This is a genomic window from Rodentibacter trehalosifermentans, from assembly GCF_002000545.1.
Lineage (GTDB): Bacteria > Pseudomonadota > Gammaproteobacteria > Enterobacterales > Pasteurellaceae > Rodentibacter > Rodentibacter trehalosifermentans.
Genome location: NZ_MLHL01000068.1, coordinates 1 through 13,929, shown reverse-complemented (window position 1 = coordinate 13,929; position 13,929 = coordinate 1). Strand labels below are relative to the sequence as shown.

At 42.2% G+C, this 13,929-nt stretch carries 13 protein-coding genes and 1 tRNA gene; 2 read left to right on the top strand and 12 right to left on the bottom strand.

The features are described from left to right. Nucleotides 1–39 precede the first annotated feature (39 nt). Nucleotides 40–1,899 (top strand): 1-deoxy-D-xylulose-5-phosphate synthase, encoded by a 1,860-nt coding sequence (dxs, locus tag BKK52_RS11155; protein WP_077478700.1) that lies wholly within the window; start codon nucleotides 40–42, stop codon nucleotides 1,897–1,899. A gap of 82 nt (nucleotides 1,900–1,981) precedes the next feature. Here the strand turns inward: dxs and tyrA are convergent, their stop codons facing one another. The 11 genes from tyrA to BKK52_RS11105 form a co-directional block, all read right to left on the bottom strand. After that, nucleotides 1,982–3,106: a bifunctional chorismate mutase/prephenate dehydrogenase gene (tyrA, locus tag BKK52_RS11150; RefSeq protein ID WP_077420865.1), complete on the bottom strand. Its 1,125-nt coding sequence runs from the start codon at nucleotides 3,104–3,106 to the stop codon at nucleotides 1,982–1,984. A gap of 88 nt (nucleotides 3,107–3,194) precedes the next feature. Beyond that, a complete protein-coding gene (gene truB / locus BKK52_RS11145) occupies nucleotides 3,195–4,115 on the bottom strand; it encodes a tRNA pseudouridine(55) synthase TruB (protein ID WP_077474700.1) in 921 nt (306 codons plus the stop codon). Continuing rightward, on the bottom strand, nucleotides 4,115–4,501 hold the full coding sequence (gene rbfA, locus BKK52_RS11140) for a 30S ribosome-binding factor RbfA (protein ID WP_077420866.1): 387 nt from the start codon (nucleotides 4,499–4,501) through the stop codon (nucleotides 4,115–4,117). Before rbfA ends, truB begins: the two co-directional genes overlap by 1 nt. Before the next feature lie 223 nt (nucleotides 4,502–4,724). Further along, the gene (locus BKK52_RS11135; RefSeq protein WP_077478699.1) at nucleotides 4,725–5,858 is read right to left on the bottom strand and encodes an HlyD family secretion protein; all 1,134 of its coding nucleotides are present in this window, start codon (nucleotides 5,856–5,858) and stop codon (nucleotides 4,725–4,727) included. A 3-nt stretch (nucleotides 5,859–5,861) separates the two neighbouring features. Continuing rightward, nucleotides 5,862–6,272, bottom strand: coding sequence for a DUF3302 domain-containing protein (locus BKK52_RS14260; protein WP_077420868.1), 411 nt, complete (start codon nucleotides 6,270–6,272; stop codon nucleotides 5,862–5,864). 141 nt (nucleotides 6,273–6,413) lie between these two features. Further along, nucleotides 6,414–8,933 (bottom strand): translation initiation factor IF-2, encoded by a 2,520-nt coding sequence (gene infB / locus BKK52_RS11125; RefSeq protein WP_077478698.1) that lies wholly within the window; start codon nucleotides 8,931–8,933, stop codon nucleotides 6,414–6,416. A gap of 12 nt (nucleotides 8,934–8,945) precedes the next feature. Then, nucleotides 8,946–10,433 (bottom strand): transcription termination factor NusA, encoded by a 1,488-nt coding sequence (gene nusA / locus BKK52_RS11120; protein WP_077420875.1) that lies wholly within the window; start codon nucleotides 10,431–10,433, stop codon nucleotides 8,946–8,948. 19 nt (nucleotides 10,434–10,452) lie between these two features. Further along, a complete protein-coding gene (gene rimP, locus BKK52_RS11115; RefSeq protein ID WP_077420870.1) occupies nucleotides 10,453–10,908 on the bottom strand; it encodes a ribosome maturation factor RimP in 456 nt (151 codons plus the stop codon). A 173-nt stretch (nucleotides 10,909–11,081) separates the two neighbouring features. Beyond that, nucleotides 11,082–11,158: transfer RNA gene (locus BKK52_RS11110), tRNA-Met, on the bottom strand. 96 nt (nucleotides 11,159–11,254) lie between these two features. After that, a complete protein-coding gene (locus BKK52_RS14110; protein ID WP_256821880.1) occupies nucleotides 11,255–11,380 on the bottom strand; it encodes a hypothetical protein in 126 nt (41 codons plus the stop codon). Nucleotides 11,381–11,401: 21 nt separating this feature from the next. Next, nucleotides 11,402–12,097 carry a BUD32 family EKC/KEOPS complex subunit gene (locus BKK52_RS11105; protein ID WP_077420872.1) on the bottom strand — a complete coding sequence of 232 codons (696 nt, stop codon included), beginning with the start codon at nucleotides 12,095–12,097 and terminating at the stop codon, nucleotides 11,402–11,404. Nucleotides 12,098–12,231: 134 nt separating this feature from the next. Between BKK52_RS11105 and BKK52_RS11100 the strand changes: the two genes are divergently transcribed. Then, complete coding sequence (locus tag BKK52_RS11100) at nucleotides 12,232–12,792, top strand: YceB family lipoprotein (RefSeq protein WP_077478697.1); 561 nt, start codon at nucleotides 12,232–12,234, stop codon at nucleotides 12,790–12,792. 21 nt (nucleotides 12,793–12,813) lie between these two features. On the opposite strand, the gene BKK52_RS11095 is transcribed toward BKK52_RS11100, so the two are convergent. Then, a complete protein-coding gene (locus BKK52_RS11095) occupies nucleotides 12,814–13,731 on the bottom strand; it encodes a LysO family transporter (RefSeq protein WP_077474704.1) in 918 nt (305 codons plus the stop codon). Between the last annotated feature and the right edge of the window lie 198 nt (nucleotides 13,732–13,929).

Genomic DNA, 13,929 nt, shown 5'->3' with positions numbered 1-13,929 from the left:
GTGCGGTCAAAAATCACAAATTTTTTGGAATGACTCACCATGAACAACTACCCTCTTTTATCTTTAATTAATTCACCGGAAGATTTGCGTCTTTTAAATAAAGATCAACTTCCAAAACTTTGCCAAGAATTGCGCGATTATCTTTTAACCTCCGTTAGTCAAACCAGCGGTCATTTAGCCTCAGGCTTAGGAACAGTGGAACTCACTGTTGCTCTCCATTATGTCTATAAAACCCCCTTCGATCAGCTTATTTGGGATGTTGGTCATCAGGCTTATCCACATAAAATCCTCACCGGTCGCCGAGATCAAATGTCCACTATCCGTCAAAAAGACGGTATTCACCCTTTTCCTTGGCGGGAAGAAAGTGAATTTGATGTGTTAAGCGTTGGCCATTCTTCCACTTCTATTAGTGCAGGCCTTGGTATCGCCGTTGCCGCAGAACGTGAAAATGCCGGACGCAAAACCGTGTGTGTCATTGGTGATGGAGCCATTACTGCGGGTATGGCATTTGAGGCATTAAACCATGCCGGTGCCTTGCATACGGATATGTTGGTGATTTTAAACGATAATGAAATGTCCATTTCAGAAAATGTGGGGGCGTTAAACAACCATCTCGCCCGTATTTTTTCCGGTTCTTTTTACTCTACGGTGCGCGATGGCAGCAAAAAATTCCTTGATAAAGTACCAAGCGTTAAAAACTTCATGAAAAAAACCGAAGAACATATGAAAGGCGTGATGTTCTCACCGGAAAGTACGTTATTTGAGGAATTAGGCTTTAACTATATCGGCCCCGTAGATGGGCATAATATTGATGAATTAGTGGCAACCTTAAGCAATATGCGCAATTTAAAAGGCCCACAATTTCTTCATATCAAAACCAAAAAAGGCAAAGGTTATGCCCCGGCAGAAAAAGACCCTATCGGTTTCCACGGTGTGCCCAAATTTGATCCTACAAGCGGTGAATTACCGAAATCCAACGCCAATCCGACCTATTCCCAAATTTTCGGTGACTGGCTTTGTGAAATGGCAGAGCATGATCCTAAAATCATTGGTATTACCCCGGCAATGCGTGAAGGTTCGGGGCTGGTGGAATTTTCTCAGCGTTTCCCAAAACAATATTTTGATGTGGCAATCGCTGAACAGCACGCGGTCACTTTTGCCGCAGGCTTAGCCATTGCCGGCTATAAACCGGTTGTAGCAATTTATTCCACTTTCTTACAACGTGCTTACGATCAGCTGATCCACGATGTTGCCATTCAAAATCTTCCCGTGCTCTTTGCCATTGACCGTGCCGGTATCGTAGGGGCAGATGGACAAACCCACCAAGGGGCGTTTGATTTAAGCTTTATGCGCTGTATTCCGAATATGATTATTATGACGCCAAGTGATGAAAACGAATGCCGCCAAATGCTTTATACCGGCTATCAATGTGCTAAACCGGCGGCAGTGCGTTATCCGAGAGGCAATGCCCTTGGGGTAGAATTAACACCGCTTGAGCCCTTACCAATTGGCAAAGCCCGCCTTATTCGTGAAGGAAAAAATATTGCTATCTTAAATTTTGGTACGCTTTTGACCTCTGCCCTTACCGTTGCCGAAAAATTAGAGGCCAGCGTGGTCGATATGCGTTTTGTTAAACCACTTGATGTGGAGATGATTAATATCCTTGCACAAACCCACGAATATTTGGTGACGTTGGAAGAAAATGCAACTCAGGGCGGAGCCGGTTCAGCGGTAGCAGAAGTGCTTAATTCATCAGCAAAACCGACCGCACTTTTGCAACTCGGCTTACCTGATTATTTTATCCCCCAAGGTACACAGCAAGAAATGTTGCACGAATTACAGCTAGATGCCGAAGGCATTGAAGCAAAAATTCTCGCCTTTATCAAAGGCAAAGCGTAAAAATTCGCTATCGTGTGGCAGTTGCCATAATCCTAATACCCAAAAGTGCGGCTATTTTCACCGCACTTTTTGCTTTTATCCTCTATCCCTGTTTTAAATCATTGGCTTGTTGCAACAATTGGTGACTTTCCTTTAAAAATTGTTCGGAATAGTCACCAAACCATTCCTTCACTTGATGGAAAGCATCAATAAAACCTTGACGGTCGTGACTTTCAAAAAACCTTAATGCTTCTTCATAGGTTTGTTTTAGGCTTTCAATCACTTCAAGATTCTCCGGTTTATCCATAATAATATCCGCATAAAGCTCGGCATCTTGTGCAAATAAACGACCAATCATCGCCAACTCCAAGCGATAAATTGGGGAAGAAAGCGCCAGTAAATTTGCCAAATTCACCGGCTGTTTGGAAAGGTGTAAACCGTTGGCAAAAGTTGAAAAGTGACGTAAGGCTTGTACATAAGTCATATGATGATCGTGCTCAATGGCATCGGTTTGATGAATTTTTGCCCCCCAAATTTGAATTTGTTCCAGCAACCATTCATAGCGTTTTGGAAAACGTCCTCCGCAACAAACCACTACCTGTTTTGCCATGCTCGCAATATCCGGCCCAAACATCGGGTGCAGGCCCACCACAGCCCCTTGATGAATTTCCAGCATTTTCGCCAAAGGTTCACGTTTCACCGAAGTGAGATCCGCCAGCAACATATTTTCCGTCAAATAAGGTTTTAAACGTTCAATAGTTTCAAGGGTATTGGCAATTGGCACTGAAACAATCACCGCATCTGCATTGGCAAGAATATGTTCCGCCACATTCCAATCATCACGTTCTAAAACAGAAATCGGATAACCGGAGGCCCGTAAATAGCGGGCAAATAATCCACCCAGTTTTCCATAACCGCCCACAATCACGATTTTTTGAATGTCTGGATTGACGGTTTTAAAACCAAATTGATTTTCATTGGTGTAGGATTCCCGCATAAAACGGCGTAGCACATCTTCGATTAAATCCGGTGAGATGCCGGCTTTTTCCGCCTCTAAACGGCGAGCCTGTAACATAGAAATTTCACGCTCAGGCGCATAAATAGGGAGACCGTGCTGATGTTTTACTTTGCCGACTTGTGAAACTAATTTAAGACGTTTGGAAAAAAGTTGAATGAGTTCGCGATCCAGCGAATCAATTTCGGAACGTAAATCGTTGAGCGCTTCCATAATTTACCTGTAATTTTTTATTTACATATTTTGTAAGAAAATAATTACAGGCAAGATTACTGGAATTTAGCACGAAAGGCAAATGAAATTATAAAGATTGTGTGATTAATCGCTGTGGGCGAATGATATAGCCATCAATTAACGCCACCCCTAAAAACACATTCTCCGCTGAAAATAACCGCACTTGGCCTTGTAAATTTTGCTCATTGGCAAACTTTACACGCTGACCAAAAGTGATGGCACGGCTCTGCTCGGCGTTTAAATATAACGCCGGCAATTTATTGACTGCAGTGTCGGTCGGTAATAAATGCTGATCAAGTTGGGCTAAATCCTGTTTTTCTGCAAGCGCTTGCAAGGTTTCCCATTGCATCATTTTTTCAGTGGGATAATCTGCCACTGCTGTTCTTCTTAGCACCGTCACATGGGCACCACAACCCAATACTTCCCCGAGATCATCCACTAAGGTACGAATATAGGTTCCTTTAGAACAATGTACTTCTAAAGTTAAATAAGGGGCGTGATATTCAATAAAATTGAGTTCAAAAATCGTAATGGGGCGGGCTTCACGCTCGACAGTAATACCTTGACGGGCATATTCATACAAGGGTTTACCTTGATGTTTTAAAGCTGAAAACATGGTCGGCACTTGCAAAATATCGCCTCGAAATTGCTCAAGTGCGGTCAAAATTTGTGGCGTTTCCACATTCACGGCCCGGGTTTCCACGATCTGCCCTTCCGCATCGGAAGTATCGGTGCGCTCGCCCAATTTTGCTGTGACTAAATAGCGCTTATCGGCATCCAACAAAAACTGTGAAAATTTAGTGGCCTCGCCCAAACAAATAGGCAGCATACCTGTTGCTAAGGGATCGAGTGCCCCTGTATGCCCGGCTTTGTTCGCTTGGAAAAGACGTTTGACTTTTTGCATAATCTCATTGGAAGACATGCCTTGCGGTTTATCCAACAAAAATACGCCGTCAATATCCCGTCCCCGCTTGCATGGTCTTGACATTATGCCTCTTCCTCAACGTGTTTGCGTTCATCTTCACGCACCACATTTGTCACCAAGTTAGACATTCTCATCCCTTCTACGAGAGATTGATCGTAAATAAAACGAATTTCCGGCACAATGCGTAACCGCATGGCTTTGCCAAGTAAGGTGCGGATATAAGGTGCGGCTTTTTCTAAGCCTTTCATTCCCTGTTCAATCGCACTTTCGTCATGATCGAACAAAAAAGTGACAAAAATTTTGGCATACGCCAAATCGCTGGAGACCTCTACATCAGATACCGTCACCATTCCAATACGGGGATCTTTTACCTCACGCTGTAAAATTACCGCAATTTCTTTCTGAATTTCTTGGGCAACCCTGTCGCTACGTTTAAATTCTCGGGCCATTTTCTTTTCCTATTTTTAGTATGCATTTAAGACGGGCGATTATAGCAAAATTTATCGCCAAAAAGGGAAAAGTGCGGTGGGTTTTGGGGAATTTTTGAAACACTTGCCCAATAGTTAATATAAAAGCCATTGAGAAAAGTGTGGCTTAGATAAATATAAAGCGATCAATTTATAAAACATCATAAATCTGACCGCTTTTTTTCATGTTAATCCACCAAGAGGTTTAATGATCTAAATAGAGATAATTCTTCCAACTATTCATTCTCAATAAAATCTTACGCATCATAGCAAGATGGTGGGCGTGTTCGGTGTAAACGGCGGCTTCTGCCGTTGCCCCAAAAGGGAGTTGATATTCGTCCATATCTTCGGTGAGTTCAAGCACCACAAGGGGCATTGCTTGCTCATCAATGAATTTACGGGTGTAGGTTGTACCATTGGCTTGCACTTCGCTTTCACCAATTGCCGGTAAAATCCCTTTCACTTTAGCAGGGAAAACTTTTCCCGGGATAGCCGGAAAAGCTAATTCCGCCTCATCACCGGGTTTTAATCGTAATAGGGAATTTTGACGAAAGGCGGCAATGAACTGACGCTTTTGCTCACCAATAAAGGTCATCACCGGACGAATGGCTAAACGTCCTGCCATCATCCCCTCTTGTAAAAAGGGTTGTGATACATACCCGTCAGACGGTGCACGCACAGTGGTGGAGGCCAAATCAAATTCGGCACGTTCAAGGGCTGCCCGTTTTGCTGCAACAGTGGTATTTTCACCATTAATGTTGGAATTGAGTAATTTTTCTGTTTTTTCCAGCTCAGCAATACGGGTTTCATAAGTGGCTTTGGCACTTAAGGCTTCACGGGTTTTAATTTCCGCTTCTAATTGGCTCACCCCTTGTGTTGCCACCAGTTTTTTATAACGTTCCGCTTCCCTTTGCTTTTGCAACATCGTCAATTTCGCTTCTTCTAAGCGAGCTTTTGCCGCATTCACATCCAATTGTAAGGTAGTCGCAGCTTGAATAGCATCCGCTAATTCTGCTTTTTTCGCATCCACTTCCGCTTGATAAGGCGTGGGATCAATACGAAATAACATTTCACCTTTTTTGATCCGTTGGTTTGGTGCAAATTGATTGACTTCAATCACACGACCTCGAACCTGTGGCACAATAGGGGTTGAAACATAATATTGTGTCGCTAATTTGGTATGGGGATGGTTATAATTCATAAACAAGAGCATAGAAACCATTAATACCACACCACCTAAAATCGCAGTCGGCACCGACCATTTGTTTAAAGGAATTTTAAAGAGTTTAAAAATCCCCACACAAAGCGAAGCGTAAATAATTAAAATCATTAATTCCATCTTTTACTCCTCACTTTTATGTTGCTTGTTTTCTAATTGGGCTAATTTTTGTGTTAAACCCTTCAATTCTTGACGTAATGTTACCAATTCGGTTTCTAATTTTAGGTTTTGCTTTTCCAATTCAGGAAGCTGTTTGGTGAGATTTTCTACACCTAAAAACAGTGCTTTTTCTTTTTGACGATTGCCATTTCCCCAACCATTTTCTTTATGCCATAAAGTTGCCCAAATCCAAAGGAAAGGCCAGATCACATGCAAGGTAAATAAACTGACCCACCCGGCATAATGGATTGCTTCTAAATGGGGATGATTGCGTTTTTTGGCAATTTCATAGGGAATATCGTGAATAGCGATCACCGCATAAAAAATCACAATACACGCAAATAAGAGAAAAAATAAGGCTAAATAATCCAACATAGCTGCTCCCAAAATCGCTGTTTCTGCATTGTTGCCCCAAACAGCTCATCTTATGTAAAAAGTGCGGTGAGATTTTTCTCTGTTTTTTTAACCGAAAAATCTTACCGCAACTTGAAAAGTTGGCAGGTGACTGCCTAATCATTAAATGGTACGTTTCACTTCAACCACTTCAAAGACTTCGATTTGGTCACCCACTTTGACATCATTGTAGTTTTTCACGCCGATACCACATTCCATATTGCTACGCACTTCGGCCACATCATCTTTGAAACGGCGAAGTGATTCAAGTTCGCCTTCAAAAATAACCACGTTGTCACGCAACACACGGATTGGGTTATTACGTTTAACGATTCCTTCTGTCACCATACAGCCGGCAATCGCACCAAACTTCGGATGACGGAAGACATCACGCACTTCTGCCAAGCCAATGATTTCTTGTTTGAATTCAGGCTGTAACATACCGCTCATGGCTGCTTTGATTTCGTTAAGCAATTCATAAATGATTGAATAATAACGTAAATCAATATTTTCGCTTTCAATCACACGGCGGGCTGACGCATCGGCACGCACGTTAAAACCTACCATAATCGCATTGGAGGCTGCCGCTAATGTGGCATCGGTTTCGGTGATACCGCCTACGCCCGAGCCCACCACTTTCACTTTCACTTCATCTGTTGAAAGTTCATGTAGGGCCTGAACAATGGCTTCGACAGAACCCTGTACGTCCGCTTTGACGATAACATTTAATTCTGCAACATCCCCTTCCGTCATATTGCTAAACATATTTTCCAGTTTCGCTTTTTGCTGACGGGCAAGTTTGACTTCACGGAATTTACCTTGACGATATAATGCCACCTCTCGTGCTTTTTTCTCATCACGCACGACCGTTGCCTCATCACCGGCGGCAGGTACACCGGAAAGCCCTAGCACTTCTACCGGAATAGATGGGCCGGCTTCCTCAATTTCTTTGCCGTTTTCATCACGCATTGCACGCACACGACCATATTCAAAACCACAAAGTACAATATCCCCTTTGCGTAAGGTACCGGATTGTACCAAGATGGTAGCAACAGGCCCCCGACCTTTATCCAGGTAAGATTCAATCACCACTCCGCTTGCCATACCGTCTTTTACGGCAGTTAATTCAAGCACTTCGGATTGGAGAAGGATGGCATCGAGCAATTCATCAATACCAAGACCTTGTTTCGCTGAAACCGGGACAAATTGCACATCGCCCCCGAATTTTTCGGAAATCACTTCATGTTGGAGTAATTCTTGTTCAACACGATCCGGATTGGCTTCCGGTTTATCAATTTTGTTTACCGCAACCACTAATGGTGCACCGGCTGCTTTGGCATGTTGAATCGCTTCAATCGTTTGAGGCATTACCCCATCATCTGCTGCAACCACAAGCACTACGATATCCGTTGCTTTCGCACCACGGGCACGCATTGAGGTAAATGCGGCATGTCCCGGTGTATCTAGGAAAGTGATCATTTTTCCATCATCCATTTCTACATGATATGCACCAATGTGTTGGGTAATTCCCCCAGCCTCACCGGCAGCCACTTTCGCTTTACGAATATAGTCAAGCAACGAGGTTTTACCATGGTCAACGTGCCCCATAATGGTGACAAGCGGTGCTCGGGTGACTTTCTCTGCATTCACATCACGATCGCCAAGTACCGCTTCTTCAAGCTCATTTTCATTACGGAGAATCACTTTATGACCCAGCTCTTCTGCCACCAATTGGGCCGTTTCTTGGTCAAGCACTTGGTTAATCGTCACCATTTCGCCCATTTTCATCATCATTTTAATGATTTCAGTGGCTTTAATCGCCATTTTATTGGCAAGCTCTGCCACAGTAATGGTTTCACCAATCACCACATCGGCTTTAGCTACTTGAGCAGGTTTAGTGAATGCTTGTTGTAATGCCGCCCCTTTCTTCCCGTTTTTACCTTTACCCGGTTTCCCTTCTTTTTGGTTTTTACGGTTAGATTCACGCTCATTTCGATTATTTTTGCTGTTATCGTCGTCACGGCCGCCTTTTTTGGCTTTGGCAACTTTATTTTTTCCACGACCACGATTTTCATTGCGGCGCTCTTCTTCATCTTCCGCTTCAAGTGCATATTTGGAGCTTAAATGGTAATCGGAATAATCTTCTGAAGAAGCTTCTTCATCCTCATCATCCCTTTCTGCATAACGTTTTGCTTCTTCTGCCGCTTGACGGGCTTGCTCCTCTGCTTTTTGGCGCGCTACTTCTTCGGCTTTACGGCGAAGTTCCGCCTCTTCTGCTTTGCGTTTTTCTTTTTCCACATCAACAGATTTAGGCTTAGAATCGACCGCACTTTTCGCAGCTTTTTCAGCTTGTGCTTTTTCTTTCTCCGCTTTTGCTTTTTCTGCTTCTAAACGTACTTTTTCTTCTGCCGCTTTCTTTTCAGCAGCTTTTTTCGCCTCTAACTCTTGTTGGGCTTTTAATTTTGCCGCTTCTTCCGCTTTTTGTGCCGCATCGGTTTTCACCGTTCTTTTTTTACGCACTTCCACTTGAACGGCTTTACTTTTACCGGCTGTTGTCGTTCCGCTTACCGTTGTTTTTGTTCTGCGTTGAATACTTAATTTTTTCGGCGCTTCCGCATCCGCTTTTTTTACTTCATCTGTCATCACTCATTCTCCTTATTCTTCGCTGAACCAACAAATATTACGCGCAGCCATAATTAAATCTGCCGCTTGTTCTGCGCTGAGTTCTTCAATATCCGCTAAATCATCCACCCCTTGTTCGGCTAATTCTTCAAGGGTGGTAATTTGTTTTTCGGCCAATTTAAATGCAATGTGGCGATTCATCCCTTCTAAATTAAGTAGGGCATCTTCAATATTGGCTTTTTTCAGCGCTTCTTCTTCCGCCACAGCCTCTGCCGTAATGGCATTTTTTGCACGGGTTTGCAGTTCTTCCACCAGATCTTCGTCTTCCAAACCGTCAATTGCCGTTAATTCGTTTACTGAGACATAAGCAATTTCTTCTAAATTGGTAAAGCCTTCTTCTACAAGAATTTGGGCAAACTCCTCATCAAGCTCTAAAGCATTCATAAATAAATTTAATGCTTTATTATCTTCTGCCTGATGTTTTTCATTCAGCGCCTCTGTACTCATTACATTTAACGTCCAGCCGGTTAATTGGGTGGCTAAACGCACATTTTGTCCATTACGCCCGATAGCTTGTGCAAGATTTACCTCATCCACCGCAATATCCATCGCGTGGGTATCTTCATCCACAATAATTGAGGTAACATCAGCCGGTGCCATGGCGTTAATCACAAACTGCGCTGGGTTGTCATCCCAAAGGACGATATCAACACGCTCTCCGCCCAATTCATTCGTGATCGCCTGTACACGTGCACCACGCATACCTACGCAAGCACCTACCGGATCAATACGTTTATCATTGGATTTCACGGCAATTTTCGCACGAGAACCCGGATCACGGGCTGCGCCACGAATTTCAATCATTTCTTCGCCAATTTCAGGGACTTCAATGCGGAATAACTCCACCAACATTTCCGGTTTTGCCCGTGTCACAAATAACTGTGATGTTTTGTTTTCCGGTGCGACTTTATAAAGTACACCACGCACACGATCACCCGGACGGAAATTTTCACGTGGCAGCATATCTTCACGTAGTATCACCGCTTCCGCTTTATGGCCTAAATCTAAAATAATGCTTTCACGATTGACTTTTTTCACTGTACCAGTCACGATCTTCCCTTCCTCGGAACGGAACTGATCGATCACTTTAGCACGCTCAGCTTCACGAATTTTTGTGCTGATCACTTGACGTGCTGTTTGCATCGCAATACGGTCAAAGGTAATTGACTCAATTTGATCTTCGATATAATCGCCAAGTTGAATATTAGAATCTTCAAGTTGTGCGGCTTCTAACGTAATTTCCTTTGTTGGCATTTTGACTTCATCTACAACTAGCCAACGACGGAAAGTATCAAATTCACCGTTTTTTGGATTAATTGAAACGCGAACATCAATTTCATATTCATATTTTTTCTTTGTTGAAAGCGCCAACGCACTTTCTAATGCTTCAAAAATTTTCTCGCGTGGTAATAGTTTTTCATTTGATACGGCTTCAGCCGCTAATAAAATTTCTTTACTCATTTTTTCTTTTCCTCCTTTTTTAGAATTTTGCAATCACATTGGCTTTTTGAATGTTACCGAACACAAAAACCTGTTCCTGCCCCTCAACGGTTAATATCAGCATATCATTTTCAATACGCGCTAATTTACCCTGCCATTTGCGGCGATCCATCACCGGAATCCGCAAATGAATAGCGATATCTTCCCCAATGTAACGTTCGTATTGATTTAACGTAAATAACGGACGATCTAACCCCGGTGAAGACACTTCGAGATTGTATTTATCGGCAATCGGATCTTCTACATCCAAAATGGCACTCACTTGACGACTGACATCGGCACAATCATCAACGGTAACCCCCCCCTCTTTATCAATAAATAAACGTACAGTCATAAACCGCCCCGTACGTTGACATTCAATGCCCCAAAGTTCACAGCCTAAATCCTCTACTGTCCCTTCAAGCATTGCTTTCAAATTTTCTTCTAATGTTGCCAATTTCCTACTCCTGTTAGCGGGATTACGCCACTGTTGCAATGCGGAGTAAATCAACATCTCGCACTGAATTTTAGACGTAAAAAAAGGGTTAGGTTCGTTGAACCTAAGCCCAGTTTTTAAATTTCTCGTACAAAAAAACCCCAAATTTGGGGTTCTTTTTACTGAACTTGTGTTGGTTGCGGGGGCCGGATTTGAACCGACGGCCTTCGGGTTATGAGCCCGACGAGCTACCAAGCTGCTCCACCCCGCGTCCGAAAGATGTGGCGTATTATAGTGAACTCTATTGAAAGATCAAGCACTTTCTCAAAAATATTAAAACGCCTGAAATTTCAACCGCACTTTCCTATTAAAAACTAAATCCGGAGCCAACACCAAGGCCGACACCCACACCGTTACTTCCTCCGCCAACGCCAATACCGCCGCCAACAGAACAGGCGCCAATAATGGCTGACATCAATAAAACTAAGAGCATTTTTTTCATCATTTTTTCCTTTCACTCATGTAATAATTCAAACAAACGATAAATGGCAACAAGATCCCTTTTCGCAATCGGTTTAAAAGGCAATAAAAGAGAATAAAGCCAATGAAATCGAGATAAATAATTTTGCATCAGTTGCCAATTTCTCGGCGGACAATGAGCCTGATAATAAGCTGCCGTATCTTTTACTAAGGCATCTGAAATGGTTTCTTCACGGCATAAGCTATGAAAGAAAAACAACATATCCCGCACAATCAACCAGTCTTTATTTTCACTCTTTGAACGGGATTCAAAATCTAAAAAAATAATTTTGCCTTCATTCCAAACGATATCTCTCACGGCAGGACGCCCATGTGCAATCCCCTCTTTATGTAATCCGATTAGCGCTTGGCTTGCATCGGCTAAAATTAAAAATTTTTGCTCCTCCGAAACAGCTAAGCCATTGAACCAATTCGAAATACTGTGCCCTGCATCTTCCAAAATAAAAAAATCTTTCCCATAACACACCACTTTGGGGATAGGCACATTTTGTTTTGCTAATGATAAAAGCGTTTTCAATTCACGATCAAATGATTTTTTAGGATGCGGTTTTAAAAACAGCCAAACACCTGAGAGTTTTTCCGGTTGTTTCAGCCAATATTCTTTCCCTCCTTCACTAAATTTAACAATACGTTCTCCTTTGTATTTTTCTAAAATAGACTTAATATTCATATTGATATTGGAATGTATCACAGATTAACTCCGATGAATTCGTTTTATCGTCAAGGTTTTGTGGTATAGTGCTGCCACCAAAAAGCCACACATTCTAAGGCTTTATTCAAATCCTTTCAACTTGTAGGTGTTTTATGAAAAATCTCACTCAACTTTTCACATTATTATTCGGCTTTGTCACTTTTTCGACGGTGCAGGCTTCCCCATTTAGTATCAGCGAAGAGCAAATCAATCAATATCTCTCAGAAAAGGGAGCAATCAACGATAAATTTGCTTTTCCCGGATTATTTTCCCTCGATTATCAATTAAAAGAACTCAACACCAAAATCGGACGCAGCACAGAAAAACGGGTAGAAATCAGTGGAATTGCCGAAGGGTTATTCAAACTTGGCGGCAAACAATTTCCGGCAAAATTAGATCTGACCTTTGATACCATTCCCTATTATGATCCGGAAAAAGGTGCGGTTTATCTGCGAGATGTACGCATTTTGCGCTGGGCAGGCGAACCTAATGAATATATGGAACAATTGCAAATCGCCATGCCATTTTTAAGCGAAAGCATTTCCGCGCTGATTGCCTCCGTACCCATTTATACCCTCGATGAAAGAAAAGTTCGTGACCTGTTAATTAAGAAATTTGCCAAAGGCATTAAAATCGAACCGGGTGTATTAGAACTGGAAGCCAATATTTTATAAAAAGTGCGGTTGATATTGAGACTAAATTGGCACACTTGAAAAGAAAACCAGCAAAATCGGCGGGAGAATATTGGTGACAAATCCAAAGGAAATTGCGATAGGTACTACTTCGATGCCCCCTGATTTTTGGATAATCGGCAAAGTACAATCCAATGCGGTTGCCCCGGTGATACCAATTGCCGTTGAGCGAAAATGCTGCATAAAAAGCGGGACGATAAATAAACTGATTATCTCTCGAGATAAATCATTAAAAAACGCAATACTCCCCTGCACCGGCCCCCAGGCATTCGTCAACACCACACTGGATAACGAATACCACCCCATTCCGGAAGCAAAGGCCAAACCTTGGGTAATCGGCATAGTTAAAACCAACGCCGCTACAATCCCTCCAAATAAAGAAGTAACAGTAAATACCATACCGGTTTGAAAGCCCCGTTGATTAAATAGCGCCTCTTTTAGTGAAATACCATTATTACGCAACTGAATGCCCACGAAGAAAATTAACACAATCAACACATAAAGATTAATCCCCGTAGGTAACACAAGATAGGAATTAAATAACCAACCGCATAACGTCCCTAAAATCACCATGCCAGAAAGTTTGACAGAATCAATCAACGAATGCCAACGAGAAGGGAGCTTTCCTGGAGGTTTAAGTAATGGCGCCGGGTGCAATCGATCATAAATCATTAATCCAATCACATTTGAGGTGAGAATAATCGCCGAAAGTGTCGCTGCAGTTTTACCGATAATCGGAAGTTTTGTTTCCAGATCATCAAGCTGACCGAGTAAGTACCCCATTAAAAACAAGATGATATACAGTAAAAACATCACCATTTGATTAATTTGGGAGATATGTTTTTTGTTTTTTACTTTCAATAAATAGCCTAATAGCATAGGCACCAGCACGACTAATAATCCGTTTATCACATCTTGCATAATCATTTTCCTTTGTAATAAACCTTGCTTAGCATACCTTTTCAAGATATCAAATAAAATAGAGTTTTATAGTATTGTTTTTAGTCAGTTTTATAATTTTTATGCTTTATTTATAAAATTCACTTAAGTAAAATTCCCACTGTTTTTTTATTTAAGAGGATCTATTATGACACAGCACAGCACAGCACAGCACAGCAC